Origin of the sequence: Streptomyces parvus (assembly GCF_014648875.1) — a bacterium.
GTDB classification, from domain to species: domain Bacteria; phylum Actinomycetota; class Actinomycetes; order Streptomycetales; family Streptomycetaceae; genus Streptomyces; species Streptomyces parvus.
Genome location: NZ_BMRY01000008.1, coordinates 287759 through 308171, shown reverse-complemented (window position 1 = coordinate 308171; position 20413 = coordinate 287759). Strand labels below are relative to the sequence as shown.

Annotated in this window: 16 protein-coding genes; 9 read left to right on the top strand and 7 right to left on the bottom strand. The window is 74.3% G+C overall.

What is annotated here, in order from left to right:
• The first annotated feature begins 6 nt into the window (after positions 1-6).
• From IE140_RS24935 to IE140_RS24905, 7 genes are all read left to right on the top strand, one after another.
• Positions 7-840, top strand: a complete 834-nt coding sequence (locus tag IE140_RS24935; RefSeq protein WP_150196837.1) for a M55 family metallopeptidase — start codon at positions 7-9, stop codon at positions 838-840.
• A complete protein-coding gene (locus IE140_RS24930; RefSeq protein ID WP_093437881.1) occupies positions 833-2176 on the top strand; it encodes a M20/M25/M40 family metallo-hydrolase in 1344 nt (447 codons plus the stop codon). The genes IE140_RS24935 and IE140_RS24930 overlap by 8 nt, the downstream gene beginning before the upstream one ends.
• 65 nt (positions 2177-2241) lie before the next feature.
• Positions 2242-4251 carry a S9 family peptidase gene (locus tag IE140_RS24925; RefSeq protein WP_167533546.1) on the top strand — a complete coding sequence of 670 codons (2010 nt, stop codon included), beginning with the start codon at positions 2242-2244 and terminating at the stop codon, positions 4249-4251.
• On the top strand, positions 4248-5210 hold the full coding sequence (locus IE140_RS24920; RefSeq protein ID WP_150196839.1) for a S66 peptidase family protein: 963 nt from the start codon (positions 4248-4250) through the stop codon (positions 5208-5210). Before IE140_RS24925 ends, IE140_RS24920 begins: the two co-directional genes overlap by 4 nt.
• Positions 5211-5430: 220 nt before the next feature.
• Positions 5431-7188 carry a CocE/NonD family hydrolase gene (locus IE140_RS24915; protein WP_150196841.1) on the top strand — a complete coding sequence of 586 codons (1758 nt, stop codon included), beginning with the start codon at positions 5431-5433 and terminating at the stop codon, positions 7186-7188.
• 142 nt (positions 7189-7330) lie between these two features.
• Positions 7331-7570, top strand: a complete 240-nt coding sequence (locus IE140_RS24910) for a LapA family protein (protein ID WP_032762854.1) — start codon at positions 7331-7333, stop codon at positions 7568-7570.
• Between the two features lie 218 nt (positions 7571-7788).
• Positions 7789-9774: a DUF5107 domain-containing protein gene (locus tag IE140_RS24905; protein ID WP_150196840.1), complete on the top strand. Its 1986-nt coding sequence runs from the start codon at positions 7789-7791 to the stop codon at positions 9772-9774.
• A 48-nt stretch (positions 9775-9822) separates the two neighbouring features.
• Here IE140_RS24905 and IE140_RS24900 read toward each other — a convergent pair whose 3' ends face one another.
• From IE140_RS24900 to IE140_RS24890, 3 genes are all read right to left on the bottom strand, one after another.
• A complete protein-coding gene (locus IE140_RS24900) occupies positions 9823-10176 on the bottom strand; it encodes a VOC family protein (RefSeq protein ID WP_093437868.1) in 354 nt (117 codons plus the stop codon).
• A 69-nt stretch (positions 10177-10245) separates the two neighbouring features.
• Positions 10246-11055 carry a methyltransferase domain-containing protein gene (locus tag IE140_RS24895; RefSeq protein ID WP_093437866.1) on the bottom strand — a complete coding sequence of 270 codons (810 nt, stop codon included), beginning with the start codon at positions 11053-11055 and terminating at the stop codon, positions 10246-10248.
• A 126-nt stretch (positions 11056-11181) separates the two neighbouring features.
• Entirely contained in the window at positions 11182-12696 is a 1515-nt protein-coding gene (locus tag IE140_RS24890) for a bifunctional phosphatase PAP2/diacylglycerol kinase family protein (protein WP_176741683.1), read from the bottom strand.
• An 811-nt stretch (positions 12697-13507) separates the two neighbouring features.
• On the opposite strand from IE140_RS24890, the gene IE140_RS24885 reads away from it, so the two are divergent.
• A complete protein-coding gene (locus IE140_RS24885) occupies positions 13508-14659 on the top strand; it encodes an aminotransferase class I/II-fold pyridoxal phosphate-dependent enzyme (RefSeq protein WP_150193014.1) in 1152 nt (383 codons plus the stop codon).
• 104 nt (positions 14660-14763) lie between these two features.
• Here the strand turns inward: IE140_RS24885 and IE140_RS24880 are convergent, their stop codons facing one another.
• Together IE140_RS24880 and IE140_RS24875 are read right to left on the bottom strand one after the other, a co-directional pair.
• A complete protein-coding gene (locus IE140_RS24880; RefSeq protein WP_150193009.1) occupies positions 14764-15402 on the bottom strand; it encodes a DedA family protein in 639 nt (212 codons plus the stop codon).
• Positions 15399-16181, bottom strand: coding sequence for an MBL fold metallo-hydrolase (locus tag IE140_RS24875; protein ID WP_229826896.1), 783 nt, complete (start codon positions 16179-16181; stop codon positions 15399-15401). Before IE140_RS24875 ends, IE140_RS24880 begins: the two co-directional genes overlap by 4 nt.
• Before the next feature lie 265 nt (positions 16182-16446).
• Here IE140_RS24875 and IE140_RS24870 point away from each other — a divergent pair, with 265 nt between their 5' ends.
• Positions 16447-18615: a phage holin family protein gene (locus IE140_RS24870; RefSeq protein WP_093444323.1), complete on the top strand. Its 2169-nt coding sequence runs from the start codon at positions 16447-16449 to the stop codon at positions 18613-18615.
• Here IE140_RS24870 and IE140_RS24865 read toward each other — a convergent pair.
• Entirely contained in the window at positions 18603-19655 is a 1053-nt protein-coding gene (locus IE140_RS24865; RefSeq protein WP_032777077.1) for a LacI family DNA-binding transcriptional regulator, read from the bottom strand. The two genes, IE140_RS24870 and IE140_RS24865, sit on opposite strands and share 13 nt — an antisense overlap.
• A gap of 34 nt (positions 19656-19689) precedes the next feature.
• Positions 19690-20331, bottom strand: a complete 642-nt coding sequence (locus IE140_RS24860; protein ID WP_189460708.1) for a DUF305 domain-containing protein — start codon at positions 20329-20331, stop codon at positions 19690-19692.
• Positions 20332-20413 lie beyond the last annotated feature (82 nt).

Genomic DNA, 20413 nt, shown 5'->3' with positions numbered 1-20413 from the left:
GGCGGCATGAAGATCCTCATCAGCGCCGACATGGAAGGCGCCACCGGAGTCACCTGGCCGGCCGACGTGCTGCCGGGGACCCCGCAGTGGGAGCGCTGCCGGTCGATGTTCACCTCGGACGTGAACGCGGCCGCGCTCGGCTTCTACGACGGCGGCGCCGACGAGGTCCTGGTGAACGAGGCCCACTGGTCGATGCGGAATCTGCTGCTGGAGCACATGGACGAACGCGTTCAGATGCTGACCGGCAAGCACAAGTCGCTGTCCATGGTGGAGGGCATCCAGCACGGCGACGTGGACGCGGTGGCCTTCGTCGGCTACCACACGGGGGCCGGCACGGAGGGCGTCCTCGCCCACACCTACCTCGCCAACTCCATCACCGGCGTCTGGCTCAACGGCGTCCGGGCCAGCGAGGGCCTGCTCAACGCGCACGTCGCCGCCGAGTACGGGGTGCCCGTCGTCCTCGTCACCGGCGACGACCTGACCTGCGTGGACGCCGAGGGGTACGCCCCCGACGCCCGGAAGGTCGCCGTGAAGGACTACGTCTCCCGGTACGCGGCGGTCTGCCGTACCCCGGCCCGTACCGCCGCCGACATCCGGGCGGCGGCGAAAGCGGCCACTGCGCTCGCGTGCCGCCGGGACCCCGTGACCGGCCCCTCGTTCACCGTGGAGCTGGAGTTCGACGCCGAGCATCTGGCAGCGGCGGCGACCGTCGTCCCCGGCGTGGCGCCGAGCGGCGAGAGGCGCGTCGCCTACACCAGCGCGACGATGTACGAAGGAATCCGCACGTTCAAGGCGGTGACGACGATCGTGTCGGCCGCCGTGGAGGAACAGTATGGCTGAGGCCCCCGACCTGCTCGGACCCGTCGACCGGCAGGCCCTCGACGAGGTGGTGGAGTTCACCTCCGGGCTGATCCGCATCGACACCACCAACCGGGGTGGCGGCGACTGCCGGGAGCGCCCGGCCGCCGAGTACGTCGCCCAACGGCTCGCCGACGCCGGGATCGAGCCGACACTGCTGGAGCGAACCCCCGGTCGGACCAACGTGGTCGCCCGGATCCCCGGCACCGACCCCTCGGCCGACGCGCTGCTCGTCCACGGCCACCTCGACGTGGTGCCCGCCGAGCCCGCCGACTGGACCGTGCACCCCTTCTCCGGCGAGGTGCGCGACGGCGTCGTGTGGGGGAGGGGCGCCGTCGACATGAAGAACATGGACGCGATGGTCCTTTCCGTCGTCCGGGGCTGGGCCCGCGAGGGCTTCCGCCCGGCGCGCGACATCGTCATCGCCTACACCGCCGACGAGGAGGACAGCGCCGCCGACGGCTCCGGCTTCCTCGCCGAGCAGCACGCCGACCTCTTCGAGGGCTGTACGGAGGGCATCAGCGAGTCCGGGGCCTTCACCTTCCACGCGGGCGACGGCCTCGCGCTGTACCCCATCGCGGCGGGTGAGCGCGGCACCGGCTGGCTGAAGCTGACCGCCGAGGGCCGGGCCGGGCACGGCTCCAAGGTCAACCGGGAGAACGCGGTGAGCGCGCTGGCCGCCGCCGTCGCCCGGATCGGCGAGCACGAGTGGCCCATCCGCCTCACCCCGACCGTCCGGGCCGCGATCACCGAGATCGCCGCCCTGCACGGCATCACCGCCGACCTCGACGACCCCGGCTTCGATGTCGCCCAGCTGCTCGGCAAGCTCGGCCCGGCCGCCTCCCTCGTCGAGAACACCATCCGCAACAGCAGCAACCCGACGATGCTGGACGCCGGTTACAAGGTCAACGTCATCCCCGGCCACGCCACCGCCTACGTCGACGGACGCATGGTCCCCGGCGGCGACGAGGAGTTCCACGCCACCCTGGACCGGCTCACCGGCCCGCTCGTCGACTGGGAGTTCCACCACCGCGAGAAGGCCCTGACGGCCCCGGTCGACTCCCCGACGTACGCCAAGCTGCGCGCCGCCGTCGAGCGGTTCGACCCGGGCGCGCACACCGTCCCGTACTGCATGTCGGGCGGCACCGACGCCAAGCAGTTCTCCCGGCTCGGCATCACCGGCTACGGCTTCACCCCGCTGAAGCTGCCCGTCGGCTTCGACTACCAGCGGCTCTTCCACGGGGTGGACGAGCGCGTCCCCGTCGACGCCCTCCACTTCGGCGTCCGCGTCCTCGACCACTACCTGCGCACCGCCTGACCGCCTGCCGACCGACCGTGCCCCGGGGGGGACCGTCCCACGTGAAACCGTCCTACGCGAACACCGTGCCCGCAGCAGCGCCGTACGGCACCTGGCCGTCGCCGATCGACGCGGCGCTCGCCGCCTCGCGCGACGGCCGGCCCGACCATGTCGGCACCGTCGGGGACGAGGTCTGGTGGACCGAGCCGCGCCCCGCCGAGGGCGGCCGCCGCGCGCTGATTCGCCGCCGCGCGGACGGCACCACCGCACCCGCGCTGCCCGCCCCCTGGAACGCCCGCAGCCGGGTGATCGAGTACGGCGGGCAGCCCTGGGCCGGCACGGTCCGCGAGGACGGCGAACTCCTCGTGGTGTTCGTCCACTTCACCGACCAGCGGCTGTACGCCTACGCCCCCGACGGCCCGGACGAGCCCTGGCCGCTCACCCCGGTCTCCGAAGTCGGCGGCGGGCTGCGGTGGGTGGACCCGCAGGTGCGCCCGGAGCAGGGTGCGGCGGGCGAAGTCTGGTGTGTGCTGGAGGAGTTCACCGGACCCGCCCCCACCGACGTACGACGGGTCGTCGCCGCCGTACCGCTGGACGGCTCGGCGGCCGACGACCGGGCGGCGGTGCGTGAACTCTCCGACGGGCGGCGCCGGTTCGTCACCGGACCCAAGGTCTCCCACGACGGGCGGCGGGCCGCCTGGATCGCCTGGGACCACCCGGCGATGCCCTGGGACGGCACGGTGGTCATGCTGGCCGACATCACCGAAGCGGGCGAATTGACCGGCGTCCGGCCCCTCGTCGGGGATCTCGACGAATCGGTCTGCCAGGTGGAGTGGGACCGCGACGGCAGCCTCCTGTTCGTCTCCGACCTCTCCGGCTGGTGGGAGCTCCAGCGCATCCGCCCCGACGCCGTCGCGGGCGGCGTGGTCCCCAGCAGCCGCCTCCTGCCGCCCCGGGGCGAGGAGTTCGGCGGGCCGCTCTGGAAGATCGGGCTGCGCTGGTTCCATCCGCTGGACAACGGGCTGATCGCCGTCCTGCACGGCAGGGGCGACCACCGCCTCGGCATCCTCGATCCGGAGACCGGCGAACTCGCCGACGCCCCCGGCCCCTGGACCGTCTGGTCCGACACGCTCACCGTGCACGGCAGCCGGGTCGTCGGCGTCGCGGCGAGCCCCCGCAGCGCCCCCGAGGTCGTCGAGCTGGACACCACGACCGGACGCACCCGCACCATCGGCGCATTCCACGAGGACGCGGTCGACCCCGCCTACTACCCGGTCCCCGAGCACCGCACCTTCACCGGCCCCGACGGTCGGGAGATCCACGCCCACATCCACGCGCCGCACCACCCCGAACACACCGGCCCCGAGGGCGAGAAGCCCCCGTACGTCGTCTGGGCGCACGGCGGCCCCACGGGCCACTCCCCGCTCGTCCTCGACCTGGAGATCGCCTACTTCACCTCGCGCGGCATCGGCGTCGCCGAGGTGAACTACGGCGGCTCCACCGGCTACGGACGCGCCTACCGCGAACGGCTGCGCGGTGAATGGGGCCTGGTCGACGTGGCGGACTGCGCGGCCGTCGCCTCGGCCCTGGTCGAGGAGGGCGCGGCCGACCCGGACCGACTCGCGATCCGGGGCGGCAGCGCGGGCGGCTGGACCACCGCCGCCTCGCTGACCAGCACCGGCCTGTACGCCTGCGGGACGATCCTCTACCCGATCCTGGACCTCGAAGGGTGGGCCACCGACGAGACCCACGACTTTGAATCGCGGTATCTGGAGTCCCTCGTCGGCCCGTTCGCCGAAGTGCCCGAGCGCTACCGGGAACGCTCCCCGATGAACCGCACCGACCGGCTCGCCACCCCGTTCCTGCTGCTCCAGGGCCTCGACGACGTGATCTGCCCGCCCGCCCAGAGCGAGCGGTTCCTCGCCGCCGTGGCCGGCCGGGGCATCGCCCACGCCTATATCGCCTTCGCGGGGGAGAGCCACGGATTCCGGCGCTCGGAGACCTTGATCCGCGCCCTGGAGGCCGAACTCTCCCTCTACGCCCAGACGTTCGGCTTCGACCGGTCCGACGTACCGCCCCTGGAGCTGACCACGTGACCCGCCAGGACCCCGGCCCGGCCACCCCGCTCGCCCGGCCGGCCCGGCTGCGCCCCGGCTCCCGGGTCGCCGTCGTCGCACCCAGCGGACCGGTACCCGCCGACCGGCTGGAGGAAGGTCTCGCCGTCCTGCGCGACTGGGGCCTCGAACCTGTCGTCGGGCCCCATGTCCGCTCCACACATCCGGAGTTGGACTACCTCGCCGGGACGGACGCGGACCGTGCGGCGGATCTTGGGGCAGCGTGGTGCGACCCGTCCGTGGAGGCTGTGTTCTGCGCCCGGGGCGGCTTCGGCGCGCACCGGATGGTGGACCTGGTCGACTGGGCGGCGATCCGGGCCGCCGGGCCCAAGGCGTTCGTCGGCTACAGCGACATCACCGTGCTGCACGAGGCGTTCGCCCTGCGGGCCGGGTTCGCCACCCTGCACGGGCCGATGATCGCCACCGAGACGTTCCTCAAGGACGCGCCGACCCGTGAGCACCTGCGGGCCACCCTCTTCGAGCCGGAGAGCGCCCGCACCCTCGGCCTCGCATCGGCCGGTGCCCTGGTCCCCGGCCGAGCCGAAGGCGTCCTGTACGGCGGGTGCGTCAGCCTGCTCGCCGCCGACACGGGCACTCCGAGCGGCCGGTCCCACGCCCGGGGCAACCTCCTGGTGATCGAGGACACCGGGGAGGAGCCCTACCGGCTCGACGGCATCCTCACCCGGCTCCTGCGCTCCGGGGCCCTGGCCGGGGTCGCCGGAGTGGCCTGCGGCTCCTGGCAGGAGTGCGGCCCGTACGAGAAGATCCGCGCCGTGCTCGCCGACCGGCTGGGCCCGCTGGGCATACCCGTGGTCGAGGAGCTGGGATTCGGCCACGGGACGACCGCGCTGACGATCCCCCTGGGGCTGCCCGCGGTGCTCGACGCCCCGGCGGACGGCGGGCGTTGCACGCTCACCGTCGAGGCGCCCGCCCTTCTCTGAGCCTCCTCGGCCTCTCCCTGATCCGCGCCCGCACCGTCTTCCGTGCGGGCGCGAACGTGGTGTGTGCTTTCGCGCGCGGAACGTGAACATCCGTCAAGAACCGCTGTCCGATGCTGTGACACAGTTATGACCTGTGTCACAGCATGAGCGCGACCCAATACTTACCGGTCGGTAAGGTGCCCTCGGTGTGGAGGTCTTCGTGTCAGGTGCTGTTTCCAGAGTGCGCGGCCCGCTCGTCGCGGTCGCCGGGGCGGCCCTCGTCGCCCCCCTCGTCCTCGCCGGCCCGGCCCGGGCCGACGCCGCCCCGTACACCGTCACCCCGCTGACGTTCACCGTCGATGCGGGCGACCGCACCTGCACGGTGGACGCCGATCTCTACCGGCCCGCCGGGGCCGACGCCGACAACCCGGCCCCCGCCGTCCTCGCCACCAACGGCTTCGGCGGCAGCAAGTCCGACGGGTCCACCGACGCCATCGGCAAGGCCTTCGCCGAACGCGGCTACGTCGGGCTCGTCTACTCGGGCCTCGGCTTCGGCAGGTCCGGCTGCCTGATCACCCTCGACGACCCCGCCGTCGACGGACAGGCAGCGAGCGAACTCCTCGACTTCCTCGGGGGAGTTCGCGCGGCCGACGACGGGACCGAAGCCGACTTCGTCACCCGGGACGCCGACGGCGACCCCCGCGTCGGCATGATCGGCGGCTCCTACGGCGGCGCGATCCAGCTGGCGACAGCCGCCGTCGACCCCCGCGTCGACGCGCTCGTCCCGCTGATCACCTGGAACGACCTCGCCTACGCGCTCGCCCCCAACAACACCGGGGCGCGCACCGGCGTCACCTCCGACACCCCCGGCGTCTTCAAGTGGCAGTGGGCCAACGGTTTCTACCTGATCGGCGAAGGGCAGCCGCTCCTCAACCCGAGCCTGGACCCCTCCCGGATCAACCGTCTCGACTGCCTTCACTTCGCCACCCGCGCCTGCGAGACCATCCGGCTGCTCAACTCCGGCCGCTACCCGGCCGACAAGGCGAAGGAGATGCTCGCGTACGCGCGCAGCGTCTCGCCCGTCTCCTATCTCGACCGGGTCAAGGCCCCCACCCTCATCGTCCAGGGCCAGGCCGACAGCCTGTTCAACCTCAACGAGGCCACCGCCACCTACCGGACGCTCAAGGACCAGGGCACCGAGACCAAGATGATCTGGCAGTCCTGGGGGCACAGCGGCGGCCAGGTCCCCGGCGAACTCGACCTGAGCCAGGGCAACCTGGAGACCAGCCACGTCGGGCAGCGGGTGCTGGCCTGGTTCGACCGCTACCTCCACCGGGACACGGCCACCGACACCGGCCCCGCCTTCTCCTACTACCGCGACTGGGGGAGCGGCTACGGCACCGCCGCCGACGTCCCCGCCCTCTCGCAGTCCCTCTACCTCTCCGGCGACGGCAAACTCGTCGACAACCGCTCCAAGGTCGCGCGCGGCAGCCGCCAGTACACCAACTGGCTCGTGCCCACCAGCCACTCCGAGAGCTCCATCGCCCCGCTGATCGGACTGCCCGACCCGAAACCGTACGACACGAAGGGCACCTACCTCGGCTGGCGCAGCGAACCCCTCACCGCGCCCCTCGATGTCGTCGGCGCGCCGAAGGCCACCCTCAAGGTCGTCTCGCCGAAGGCGGAGCGCGTCCAGAACAGCGGCGACGCCTCGGACAAGCTCGTCCTGTTCGCCAAGGTCTACGACGTCGCCCCCGACGGCAGCCGGAAGCTGGTGAACCGGCTCGTCTCCCCGGTCCGGGTCCCCGACGTCACCCGGCCCTTCACGGTCGAGCTGCCCGGCATCGTCCACCGGTACGAGAAGGGGCACCGCCTGGAGTTCGTGATCGCCGCCAGCGACACCGCGTACTTCGGCAACCGGGGCATCAAGCCCGTCACCGTCCTCCACGCCCCCGAGGACACCGGCGTACTGGAGCTCCCGGTGGTCCCCGCGGGCTGATCCCCGCCCCCTCCCGCTCACCCGAACGGCCCAACAGCACCGCCCCCCGCCCCCGGCATCCGCTCATGCTGGGACCCCGGGGGGCGGTCGCGTGCACGACGGCGGGCCGGACCGGGCGAGGAACGAGCGAAAGGGCCGGACCATGAGCCCCAAGGACGTATCGAGCGACAGCGGGCGCGCCCAGGGATGGCTCACTCCGGGGCGCATCGCGGTCGGTGTGGTGGTCGTGCTCGTCATCGTGTTCATCTGCGTGAACACCAACGACGTCACCATCCGGGTGCTGATCCCCGAAGTGACGATGCCCCTGTGGTCCGCGCTGGCCGCCATGTTCCTCATCGGGCTCGGCTGCGGCGGCTATCTCTTCCGACGCCGGGGAAAGTGACGCGACGGGGTCACGGCCGTTCCGGACGCCGGACGCCGGACGCCGGACGCCGGACGCCGGACGCCGGACGCCGGACGCCTCCTCGCGCCGCGTCCGCCTCGACGTCGTGGGCGCAAGTGTGACCGACGAGACTCTGGTCCACCCGGCCACCTGCGTGTTCCATGGTCACCGGGGGCGCCCGGACCTGCGGCGGCCCGCCGCGAGGGAACGAGGGTGCCTTGGCCACGACCGTACGACGTACCGTGCTGACCCTGCCCGGCGCGCCGCTCGGGCCGGAGAACCCGCTCCCGCCCCTGCGGACGCCCGCCCCGCCACCCGTGCTCGATCCCCGTGAACGCGCGGGCCTGCCCCGTGACATGGCCCGGCAACTGGGCCACTGGCCGCTGCGTACCCTCCTGCCCACCCGGCTGCTCGACGGCTACGGACGCGAGCGCACTCCCACCGGCCTCGACGCCGTCGTCATCGAGAACGAGCGGCTGCGCGTCACCGTGCTCCCCGGACTCGGCGGCCGGATCCACTCCCTGCACCACAAGCCCACCGGCCGCGAACTGCTCCACCGCAACCCGGTCCTCCAGCCCGCCGCCTTCGCCCTCAACGGGGCCTGGTTCTCCGGCGGGATCGAGTGGAACATCGGGGCCACCGGCCACACCGCCCTGACCTGCGCACCCCTGCACACCGCGCTGGTGCCCGCCCCCGACGGCGGGACGATGGTGCGGCTCTGGGAGTGGGAGCGGCTGCGCGACCTGCCCTTCCAGGTGGACCTCTGGCTCCCCGACGACTCCGACTTCCTGCACGTCGGCGTACGGATACGCAACCCGCACGAACAGAGCGCGCCCGTCTACTGGTGGTCCAACATCGCCGTCCCCGAGACGCCGGACACCCGCGTCCTGGTCCCGGCCGACGAGGCCTGGCACTTCGGCTACGACCACACCCTCACCCGGGTCGCCGTCCCGGAGTCGGGCGGCCTCGACCACACCTATCCGCTGCGCTCCGAGTACCCGGCCGACCACTTCTACGAGCTGCCCGACGGGGCCAGGCGCTGGATCGCCGCGCTCGACGCGGACGGCCACGGGCTCGCCCAGACCTCCACGGACCTGCTGCGCGGCCGCAAACTGTTCCGCTGGGGCCACGGGAAGGGCGGCCGCCGCTGGCAGGAGTGGCTGAACGGGCCCGAGGGCGGCGGCTACGCGGAGATCCAGGCCGGTCTGGCCCGCACCCAGCTGGAGCACGTCCCCCTCGAACCGGGCTCCGCGTTCAGCTGGCTGGAGTCCTACGGCCCGCTCTCCGCCGACCCGGCCGCCGTGCACGGCGACGACTGGGCCACCGCCACGAGGGAGGCCGCCGCACGGCTGGAGGAGGCTCTGCCGCGCGCGGCGGTGGAGGAGGCGTACGCGGCCTGGCTGCCGTACGCTGACGCCGAACCGGGCGAGGTGCTCGCCACCGGCTCGGGCTGGGGCGCGCTGGAAGCGCTGCGGGGCGGCCACCGGCTGCCCGGAACCCCGTTCCCCGCCACCACTCTCGGCGAACAGCAGGAGCCCTGGCGGGAGTTGCTGGAGCAGGGGACACTGCCCGAGCCGGCCCCGGACGGTATTCCCGGCCCGACCCCGGTCTCACCGCCCTGGCGCGACATGCTGGAGACCGCCGACGCCGACCCGCACACCGAGTACCACCTCGGCATCGCCCAGTGGCACGCCGACGACCGGGCCCAGGCCGTCCGCAGCTGGGAACGCGGACTGGAGCTCGGCCCCGCACCGCGCTGGCCGCTGCTGCGCTGCCTCGCCGTCGCCGCCGAGGAGAGCGGCAGGCCGGACCACGCCGCCGAGCTGTACGCCGAGGCCTTCGCAGACCTCGACGCTCCCGGTGCGACGGATCCCGCCGCGCCGGCGGAGGGCGGCGCGCTCCTTGTCGCCCTCGCCCGCGAGACCGTCGAGGCGCATCTGTCCGCAGGCCGGCCCGGTGCGGCCCGGGCGCTCCTCACCGGGCTGCCGGAGGCGGTCCGTGAGCGCGGACGCTTCGGGCTGCTGCTGGCCCGGACACTCGTGGCCGAGGGCGACACCGGGGCGGCCCGCGCGATCTTCGACGCCGGATTCGAGGTCGCCGACCTGCGCGAAGGGGCCGGCGTCCTCGGTGAGCTGTGGGCGCGGATCAGCGACGAACCACTGCCGGACGCCTACGACTTCCGCATGAGCCCACCGGAGGAGTGAACAACGCGCCCGGGCGGCCGATCGGACGGTTCAGTTGGCTCGGAGGGCTCAGACAGTGACCTTGCGGTCCACGTACTCGAAGACCGAACCGTCCGGGTGCAGTGCGATCAGGTTGCGGCCCGCCGGCGTCGGCACCGGCCCCGCGATCACCCGCGCGCCCGCCCGGGTCAGCGCCTCGTTGGCCTCGTCGACATCCTTGACGGCGATGGTCGCCCCCACCTTGCGCAGCACCTCCAGCTCCGACTCCGGCCCGCTCATCAACAGGAAGCAGCCGATCGCGGCCACCGACACCCCACCGCGCTCGAAGCGCAGGGCCGACGTGCCCGTCAGCCCCTCGTAGAAGGCCACCGAGGCCTCCAGGTCGTCGACGCAGATACGCAGCGTGGTTCCCAGGATCTCCATGGGTACGAGGGTAGTTGGCGGCCGCGACCGGTGTGATCGATTCCGGGCGGGCCGGAGCCCCGCTTCACCTCACACCCGGCACAGCACCTCACCGTGCGGGACCATGAACCAGCCGTCGCCCTCCTCGCCCCAGGAGCGCCACGCACCGGCGATCTCCGTGAGCTGCCCTGCGCTCGCATGACCGCCCGCCACCGCCAGCTCGGCGTAGACGGAGTCCGTCGTACGGTCCGCCCACAGGCCGCTCCACCAGGCGCGGCTCTCCGGGGTGGCGAAACACCAGGCGGCCGCGGTCGGGGTGATGTCGGTGAACCCGGCCTGCCGCGCCCAGGAGAGGAGGCGGCGCCCGGCGTCGGGCTCGCCGCCGTTGCCGCGGGCCACCCGCCCGTACACGTCGAGCCATGTGCCGAGGCCGGGTGTCTCCGGATACCAGGTCATCGCCGCGTAGTCGCTGTCCCGGGCCGCGACCACACCGCCGGGCCGGCAGACCCGCCGCATCTCGCGCAGCGCCTGGACCGGGTCGCCCACGTGCTGGAGCACCTGGTGGGCGTGGACCACGTCGAAGGAGTCGTCGGGGAACTCCAGGGCGTGCACATCGGCCACGGCGAACTCGACGTTCTCCAGGCCGCGTTCGTCCGCCACCGCGGCGGCTCCGCCCAGGATGTCGGCGGCGGCGTCCACCGCGGTGACCCGGCCCGGGGCGACCAGCGCGGCCAGATCGGCGGTGATGGTCCCCGGACCGCAGCCGACGTCCAACACGGCCAGGCCGGGGCGGAGTTCGCCGAGGAGGTAGGCGGCCGAGTTGGCGGCGGTCCGCCAGCGGTGCGAGCGCAGGACCGACTCGTGGTGGCCGTGCGTGTACACGGCGGTCTCCTTCGGCATGACGTAACGCCTTCCCTCTCCCGGAAGCCCCGCGCCGACGGGCGCGGCGACGGAACCACCGTACGCCGCGATGTCGGATGATGAGATGGGCGTCTTGCTATGCGGACGGGGTGCTGTTCTGATGTGTCAGACCGGCATCGGGCAGTACACCGTCAGCGCTTCCGGCAGCTTGTCGATCATCAGCTCCGTTCCGGAGTGGGCCACTTCGCCGTCGTACGCGTACGGAGTCCCCGGCGCGAGTCCGCCGATCCGCACCCGGCGCCGCCGCACCGCGGCATGGGCGGGGGAGCGGGTCAGCGGTCCCGCCACCGCCGCCGCCAGCAGGCGAAGCGCGGGTCCCCGGCCGCCGTGGATGACCCGGACGTCCAGCAGCCCGTCCGCCAGGTTGTGGCGGCGGCCCGGGTTGGGGCCCACGCGCCGGAAGAGCCCGTTGCCGACGAAGACCAGCCACAACGGCCGCCTGCGGCCCTGGAATTCGGCCTCCAGGGGGCGCTGCCCGCGCAGCACGTGGAATGCCGCGAGGACGCCCGCCGGCCAGCCGCCGATGCGCGGCGACCAGTGTTCCCGGGTGCGCACCAGGTCCGGATAGACGCCGAGGGAGAAGGCGTTGAGGAAATAGCCGTCGGCACCGTCCGCGCCCTGGGGTCCCGGTCGGAAGCGGCCGAGGTCCACCCGGATGGCGTCGCCCGCCGTGAGGGCGGCGGCGGTGTCGTGGACGGTCTCGATGCCCAGGTCATAGGCGAAGTGGTTGAGCGTGCCGCCGGGGAAGACCGCCAGGGGCAGCCCGTGCGTCGCGGCCACGGAGGCCGCCAGGTTCACCGTGCCGTCGCCCCCGCAGACACCGAGCGCCCGGCCCTGACGGGCCGCCTCGTCGAAGGCCGTCGGCAGATCGGCGGGTGCGACCTCCATGACGGTCGCCATCGGCAGCGCCTCGCGCACCAGCGACGCGGTCGCGGTGGCCGTCCCGGACTCCCGGTTCACCACCACGACGAGATCCTTGCCGGCGGGCAGCGCGGGTGCCTCCCCGGGCGGGCGGCCGGGAGCGGGCAGCTGGCCCCGGGTCGGCACGACCCCGCGCAGGGCGAACGCGGCTCCGACGCCGAGCGCCGCACCCGCGAGGACATCGCTCGGGTAGTGGACCCCGGTGTAGACGCGGGAGGCCGCCACGGCCACCGCGACCGGGGCCACGACCGCGCCCCAGCCCTTGGACTCCAGGGCCACCCCGGTGGCGAAGGCGGCCGCCGAGGCGGCGTGGCCCGAGGGGAAGGAGGTGGTGACCGGCTGCCTCTTGAGCTGCCGCACCACCGGCACCAGGTCCGCTATCGGCCGCTCGCGGCGTACCGCGCCCTTGCCGACCGTGTTGATCGCCGCCGACGCCACGGCGAGGGACGCCACCCCGCGCAGCGCGGCCCGCCGGGAACGCGCGCTGCTCCCGAGGGCCGCGATCCCGGCCGCCGCCCCGAACCAGAGCAGCCCGTGGTTGGCGCTCCGGCTCAGCCGCGGCAGCAGCGGATCGGCACCCGGCCAGTGCCGGTCCGCGACGCTCCGGAAGGCGGCCAGGTCGCGCCCCTGCAGCCAGCCGCGCAGCCGGGCGACGGCGGGGGCTGTGGAGGCGGTGGGTGAGGTTCTCGGTGTGGACATGGGTCAGCGAATACCCCTCCGGGCCACGCTGAACCAGCAGGCGCGCTGAGACTCCGGCCACGCGCCGCCGCCGACCGGCGAAACGGCCGACTCGGCGACGGACTCCGGTGCGGGCGCGCGACTGGGCGGGCGGGCGGCCCGGAACCTCCGTATAAAGAAGCCAGAGGCCGTCTGCCGGGCCCGCGGCACCCCGGGCCCGGACAGGCCGGAGGCCGACCCGCGCCCGGATGCGCCGGACGCCGGACCCCGGCGCCCGGACGCGCCGGACGCCGGATCCCCGGGCGCGGGTCGGCCGACGGGGACGACGACACGGAGCGACGAGCGCCGAGCGGCGGAGGAGGCCCGGATGCAGGGGACCGAGGACACCGGCCCGCCGGGGAGCCGGGCGGGCGGACAGGGCCCGGCTCAGGGGCCGCAGGACCCGGCCCCTGGGCGGGAGCGTTCCCCCGAACGGGAGCGGGCCGGTGAGCGGGAAGGCCGGGCCCACGGCCGGGAGCGGGCCGGCGCCCAGGACCCGCCGCCTGGGCGGGAGCGTGCTTCCGAACGGGAGCGGGCCGGTGAGCCGGAAGGCCGGGCCCACGGCCGGGAGCGGGCCGGCGCCCAGGACCCGCCGCCTGGGCGGGAGCGTGCTTCCGAACGGGAGCGGGCCGGTGAGCCGGAAGGCCGGGCCCACGGCGAGGACCAGGCCCGACGGCCGCACCACCGGGCCCATTCCCGGGAGGACCGGTCCCCCCGGCCCGGTCCCCCGGCCGCCCGGCCGCACGAGGATCACGGCCCCGTCCGGTACGGGCCGCCCGCCCCCGATCCCGGGCTGCCCGTCCTTCCCGAGCTGGCCGCCGTGCTCGCCGCCGCCTCCGCCCGGACCCGCCCCGAGCCGCCAGGCGGCGGGCCGGTCCTGCGGGAGGCGGCCCGTGGCTACTGGGACCGGCGTGGGCTGCACGGCACGGCGGGCGGGATCGCCGCCGCCCCCGGGGCCCAGCCGCTCCTCCTGGCCCTCATCGGCGCACACGGCGGCGACGTCCTCATGCCGCGCCCCTGCCCCGCCGCCTGGATGCCGCAGGCCAGGCTGCTCGGCCACCCCGCCTACCACGTGCCCACCCCGGCCGAATGCGGCGGCATCCCCGACCCGTACGCCCTGCTGGAGACCGTCCGCCGGGTCCGTGCGGAGGGCGGCCGGCCGAAGCTGCTGCTCCTGTCCGTCGTGGACGACCCCACCGCCACCGTCGCCCTGCCCGAGCTGGTCCGCGAGGCCTGCGAGGCGGCCGTCGACGAGGGGCTGCACATCATCAGCGACGAGACCTGGCGCGACACCGTGCACCGCCCGCGCGACACCGTCCTGCTCAGCCCGGCCGAGATGTGCCCGGACGACGTCACCGTGCTCGCCGACCTGTCCGGAGCGCTCCTGCCGGCCGCCTGGCCGGTCGCCGTCGCCCGCTTCCCCGACACCGCCCGCGCCGCCGTCCGGCACGCCCGCACCCTGGACATCCTCACCGCACTCGGCGCCCTCGTCGCCGGTCCGGTCGCCCACGCCGCCGCCCACGCCCTCGGCGAGCCCGACTCCGTACGCGACCGGATCCAACGGGCCGCGGCGCTCAACACCGAGGTCGCCGCGGCCGCCCACCGCGCGGTCCTCGGCTCCGGCGCGCTGGCCCGCCCCCCTGAGGCGGGCTGTCACCTCTACGCCGACCTCGGTCCGCTCCGCTCCCGGCTGGCGGACCTGGGCGTCACGGACTCCATGGAACTGGAGGAGTACCTCACCGACCGGCTCGGCGCTCCGGCCCCCGGCGGCCACCGGTTCGGGGACGAGCTGGGCGCCCTGCGCGTACGCCTGGGCACCGGCCCGCTGCTGGGGGCCACGCCGCAGCAGCGGGCGGAGTCCCTCGCCGCCGCGAAGCCCCTGGAGCTCGCGCATGTGGCACGGGCCCTGGACGACTTCGCGGCGGTCTTCGCCGATCTGCGCTGAGCGGACTGCCGAGCACGGCTGGCGGGTACGGCCGGCGAACATGGCTATGGCTATGGCTATGGCTAAAGCCACTGCCACAGCCACAGCCACAGCCACAGCCACAGCTACGACGCCGCTGGCCCGAACCGCTTCCGCAGCCTGCGCCACACCGCCGGTGCCCCGCTGATCAGCAGCGTCAGAGCGACCGCCGCGACCACGCCCTGCCACGGCTCCGGGAAGAGGGAACCGCCCAGGATCCCGATCAGCTGGTACGTCGCCGCCCAGGCCAGACACGCCGGAACATCGCCCCGGGCGAACTGCCGCAGCGGCATCCGGCCCAGCAGGCACGCCAGCATCACCGGGATCCGCCCGGCCGGCACCAGCCGGGACAGCACCAGCACCGTCCCGCCGTGCTCCGCCAGCTTCTCCTGCGCCTGGGCCAGCCGCTCCGGCGCGGCCCGGCGGGATATCGCCTCCAGCCACTTCGAGCCGTGATTCGAGCGCACTCCGCGCTGCCCCAGCCAGTACAGGCAGATGTCCCCGAGGAACGCGGCGGCCGACGCCACCAGGAAGACGAAGAGCAGTGCGAGAGGCGACGTCTGGTGGAAGGCCACCACCGCCGCCGAACTGACCAGCGCCCCCGTCGGCACCACGGGCACCAGGGACCCCAGCGCCACCAGGGCGAACAGCGTCGGGTAGCCCACCGCCTGCTGGGTCGACTCGGTGGGCAGCTCCCGCACCACCTGCTGGATCTCCTGGATCACCGGCCGGCCTCCGGTCTGACCCGCTCGCCGTGCCCCAGCAGATGCACGGCCACCTCCGGCGCCCGCTTCGCCGCGTGCCGTACGAACTCGTCACCGGGTGCGTGGAACTCGTGCGGGCGCACCGCGTCCATGCCGATCGGCCAGTACGTGCCGTAGTGCACCGGCACCGCCGACCGGGGCGCGAGCCGGGTCAGCGCCTCGGCGGCCCGGGCCGGGTCCAGATGGCTGTGCCCCAGGTAGGGCCCCCAGCCGCCCACCGGCAGCAGCGCCACTTCCACCGGCCCCACCGCGTCGGCCATCGTGTCGAAGAGCCCGGTGTCCCCGGCGAAGTACGTCCGGGCCTCGCCCTCGACGACATACCCGAGCGCGGGCGACCGGTGCGGCCCGACGGGCAGCCGCCGCCCGTCGTGCAGCGCGGGGACCGCCCGTACCCGCACCTCGCCGATCCGCACCGTGTCACCCGGCCGCACCTCGGTGACGTGCAGCTGCCGCACCCGGCGCAGCATCCGCAGCCCCGGCACGGCCGCCACCGCGCCGCTCGGCACGATCAGCCGGCTGCCGGGGGCCAGCCGGGCCAGCGACGGCAGGTGCAGATGGTCGGAGTGCAGATGGGAGACCAGCACCACCTCGGCGACCGCGGCCTCCGGCGGCGGCACCTCGCCCCGGCGGCGGCGCAGATGCGCGAAGCGCCGTACGAACAGGGGGTCGGTCAGCACCCGCACCCCCGAGTCCTCGATCGTGCAGGTGGCATGACCCCACCAGGTGACCTCCACCGGCACGTCCGCCCTCCTCGCTCGATCCCCGGACGACCCTCGTCCGACCCCCGGACGATCTCCGGACGATGTCCGGGGCGATCCTCGTCCGGTCCGCGCGGCCCGTCACCGGGTGCGCTGCCGGTACGAGCCTATGCGCCCCCCGTACCTTCGCGCCGACCCTCCGGGGCTCCCGCCGTAGCCCCTGACCGGGAGCGACGCTGTGAAAAGCTGAAGGGCGGGCCCCGGACATACCGGGCCCGGGGGCGGAGAGGGCGCGAGGTGGACCGGCGTGGGTGACGGGAAGTGGCGGACGGCGGGCAGGGCCCTGATGCGGGTGACCGCGGTCTGGGCGGTGTCCACCCTCACCATGCTCGTACTGGCCGGCGCCCTGCCCGACTTCCAGCTCCAGTCCGACGACGGCGACACGATCACCAAGACGGCGTTCACCGCGGCCTGGGGCGCGGGCGCGTTCGGCCTGCTCTCCGCCCTGGTGTGGCCCGTCCTCGTCCGGTCCCTGCTCATCGTGCCCGCCCTGGTCCTGGGCGCCCTGGTCTTCTTCCTCAACGGTTCGCTGCTGCTGATAGCGCTGCGCCTGATCCCGGACGGCCGCGGCGACGCCGCGCCGGAGACCGCGGTCGTCGTCGCCGCCGTGATGTCCGCCGTCGCCTCCGCCACCTCCACCGCCCTCGCCGTCCGCGACGACGAGGCCTACCGCCGACGGCTGTCCCGGCTCGCCGACCGGCGGCGCAGACGCGGCAGATCCCCGGACCCGGCCGAACCCGGCCGCGACGGACCGCCCGGCACGGTCTTCCTCCAGCTCGACGGCGTCGGCCACGACGTGCTGGTCGAGGCGGCGGCCGACGGCCTCATGCCGACCGTCGCCGGATGGCTCGCCGACTCCTCCGGACACCGCCTCACCCCCTGGCGTACCGACTGGTCCAGCCAGACCGGCGCCAGCCAGCTCGCGATCCTGCACGGCAGCAACCACGACGTGCCCGCGTTCCGCTGGTACGAGAAGGAGACCCGCACCGTCATGGTCTCCAGCCGCCCCGCGAGCGCCCTCGAAATGCAACGGCGGGCCATCCGGCGCACCCACGACGGCGGCCTCCTCACCGTCGACGGGGCGAGCCGGGGCAACCTCTTCAGCGGCGGCGCGGGACAGCTCGCCCTGGTGCTCTCCATGGCCGCCCGGCGCGGCAAGGGCCGCCGCTCCCGGGCCGGATACTTCGCCTACTTCTCCGACCCCGCCAACGCCACCCGGACCGCCCTCTCCTTCGTCGCCGAGGTGTTCCGGGAGATCGGCCAGTCGACCCGGGCCCGCGCCCGTAAGGTCACCCCCCGGATCAAGCGCGGCGGGCTCTACCCCTTCATCCGCGCCTTCGCCACCGTCGTGGAGCGCGATGTGGTCGTCGCCGCCGTCCTCGGCGACATGTTCGCCGGACGCACCGCCGTCTACGCCGACCTCGTCGCCTACGACGAGGTCGCCCACCACTCGGGGCCCCACAGCCGCGACGCCGAGAAGGTCCTCGTACGCCTCGACCGCTCCCTCGCCCTGATCGCCAAGATCGCGGACCACACCCCGCGCGCCTACCGGATCGTGCTCCTGTCCGACCACGGCCAGAGCCCCGGCGAGACCTTCGCGGGGAAGTACGGGCTCACGCTCAAGGACCTCGTCCGGGCGGGCTGCGGACTGCCCGTGCCCCGCCGCGCCCAGCGCACCCGCAGCGCCTCCGAGGCCCGCGACGCGGTGCGCATCGCCCTGCACCGCCCCGTCGAGGGGCAGCAGGACGAACACCCGGCCAAGCTCTCCGACCCGATCGTGCTGGCCTCCGGCAACCTCGGTCTCATCTCCTTCCCCGACATCGAGGGCCGCGCCACCCGCGAACAGATCGAGCGCCGCCACCCGGCCCTGCTCTCCACGCTGGCCAACCACCCGGGGATCGGCTTCCTCCTCGTCGGCGGGGAGGACGGCTCCGTGGTGCTCGGGCGCGGCGGCGAGGAGGTCCCCGTCGCCGAACTGACGGACGGCAAGGGCCCGCTCGCGTCCTTCGGCGCAGGGGCTGCCGACGCCGTACGCCGCACGGACACCTTCCCGCACGTCGCCGACGTCATGGTCAACTCCATGTACGACCCCGCCACCGGCACCGTGCACGCCTTCGAGGAGCAGATCGGCTCGCACGGAGGCCTCGGCGGCGAACAGTCCCGGCCGTTCCTGCTCTGGCCGCGCGGCCTCACGGACCCGCTCGACATCGTGGCCGCCGAGACCGCGGAGGGCGCGCCCCCGCCGCCGGGCGGCGGCCTGGTGGGCGCCGAGGCGGTCCACCGGGTGCTCACCCGCTGGCTCCAGGAGTCCTCGGGGCCCCAGGTCCCGGTGCGCGCGGAGGGCTTCGCCGGGGCCGACCTGGCGGACGAGCCGTTCCCGGCCGGGGCTCCGGTGCCGGACGCTCAGGCCGACTGACGCCGTACCAGCGCCGGCGGGAAGAGCACCGAGGGCGAGGGGCCGCCCGGCTCACCGATCTGCTTCAGCAGCAGCCGGGCCATCTCCGCCGCCATCTCCTCCACCGGCTGCCGGACCGTGGTCAGCGGCGGATCGCAGGCCGCGGCGGCGCTGCTGTCGTCGAAGCCGACCACCGCGACGTCGGACGGTACGTCGCGACCGGCCCGGAGCAGCACCGGCAGGGCCCCCAGCGCCATCAGGTCGGAGGCGATGAACACCCCGTCCAGATCCGGGCGGTCCGCCAGCAGCCGGCGCATCGCCGCCGCTCCGCCCAGATGCGTGAAGTCCCCCTCGGCGCAGGCCACGTCCTCGATGCCGTGGGCGGCACAGGCCTCCAGGAAGCCGGTCAGCCGGACCTGTCCGGCGGGCATGTCCTGGGGCCCCGTGATCGTGCCGATGCGCCGACGCCCCTGCGCGGCCAGGTGATCGGCCGCCAGCCGCGCCCCGGCGTGCTGGTCCACCTCCACATAGGCCAGCGGCGACGGCTTGTGCGGACGGCCCGCGAGGACGGCGGGCATCCGGGTCTCCTGGAGCAGTCCGGGCAGCGGGTCGTCGGCGTGCGTCGTGATCAGCACGACCCCGTCGACATGGCCGTGCCGCAGATAGGAGAGCAGCTGGGTCCGGGACGCCTCGTCGTCGGCCAGCATCACGACCATCTGGATCCCCGCCGGGCGCAGCACCTCCAGCAGTCCGCTGACGACCCGCCCGAAGTACGGGTCGGAGAACATCCGGCCGACGAACGGCTCGGACATCGGCCGCCGTTCCCGCTCGGAGACGACCAGGGCAACCGAGTCGGTCCGCCGGGTCACCAGCGAACGCGCGGCCCGGTTGGGCACGTAGCCGGTGGTCGCCACCGCCTGTTCGACGACGGTGCGCAGGGCGGGGTCCACCGTGGTCGCCCCGTTGATCACCCGGGACACCGTCGCCCGTGACACACCGGCCACGGCCGCCACGTCCTCCAGGGTCGTGGGGCGTACGGGCTGCGGCACTTCGGCTGTCATGCAGCCCTTTATACCCGCAGGCAGGCCGCCCCGTTCAGCCGAGGGCCCGCCCCGCGCCCGGCAGCCGTTCCAGTTCGGCGAGGGACGCCTCGCGCGCCGTCACGAGGGCGGCGGCCAGCTCACGGGCGTCGGCCCGGCCGCCCGAGGTGATCTCCGAGCGCGACACCTGCGCGGACTGCCGCAGATGGTCCCGGATCTGCACGAGGACGAGCCGGTCGAACGCGGGCCCCTCGGCGGCGCGGGCCGCCTCCAGGTCCCGCACCGTCACCATGCCGGGCATGTCGTGCCCCGCGTGCACATCGGTCCCGGGCAGCCCCATGCGGGTCAACAGGGCACGCAGGCGGTCGAGTTCGGCCTTCTGCCCGGTGCGCAGCCGAACCGCGAAGTCGCGTACCCGCGGTTCGGCCGCCCGCGCGGCGGCCAGGGTCAGGAGCTTCACCGCCTGCTGGTTCATGGGGGTCATCAGCTGGACCCAGCCGACGTCGGTGGCGGTCGAGGCGGGGGTCGCGGTGGGGGTGCCGGTCGGCGAGGACTCCCGTGCCTGTTCCTGAGGCGTACGGGGCGCGGAATCCGCCGCCGTCGAACAGCCGGCCGCACCGCCGAGGGCCAGCGCGCCGAGCAGAGCGAGGGCGGCGACCCTGCGGAGCGGCGGGAGCGGAAGGCTGACGGGGTTCATCGGGGTGTCCTCGGTGTCCTCGTACGGGGAGGGTGTCCGCCCCGGAGCCGGCGCTCCGGGGCGGACACGGTGGTGCGTGGGG

What these genes read in the sequence shown, in the direction of transcription:
- IE140_RS24935 (WP_150196837.1), top strand. Translation starts at nt 7, where the DNA reads ATGAAGATCCTCATCAGCGCCGACATGGAAGGCGCCACCGGAGTCACC.
- IE140_RS24930 (WP_093437881.1), top strand. Translation starts at nt 833, where the DNA reads ATGGCTGAGGCCCCCGACCTGCTCGGACCCGTCGACCGGCAGGCCCTC.
- IE140_RS24910 (WP_032762854.1), top strand. Translation starts at nt 7,331, where the DNA reads ATGAGCCCCAAGGACGTATCGAGCGACAGCGGGCGCGCCCAGGGATGG.
- IE140_RS24900 (WP_093437868.1), bottom strand. Translation starts at nt 10,176, where the DNA reads ATGGAGATCCTGGGAACCACGCTGCGTATCTGCGTCGACGACCTGGAG.
- IE140_RS24895 (WP_093437866.1), bottom strand. Translation starts at nt 11,055, where the DNA reads ATGCCGAAGGAGACCGCCGTGTACACGCACGGCCACCACGAGTCGGTC.
- IE140_RS24890 (WP_176741683.1), bottom strand. Translation starts at nt 12,696, where the DNA reads ATGTCCACACCGAGAACCTCACCCACCGCCTCCACAGCCCCCGCCGTC.
- IE140_RS24865 (WP_032777077.1), bottom strand. Translation starts at nt 19,655, where the DNA reads ATGACAGCCGAAGTGCCGCAGCCCGTACGCCCCACGACCCTGGAGGAC.
- IE140_RS24860 (WP_189460708.1), bottom strand. Translation starts at nt 20,331, where the DNA reads ATGAACCCCGTCAGCCTTCCGCTCCCGCCGCTCCGCAGGGTCGCCGCC.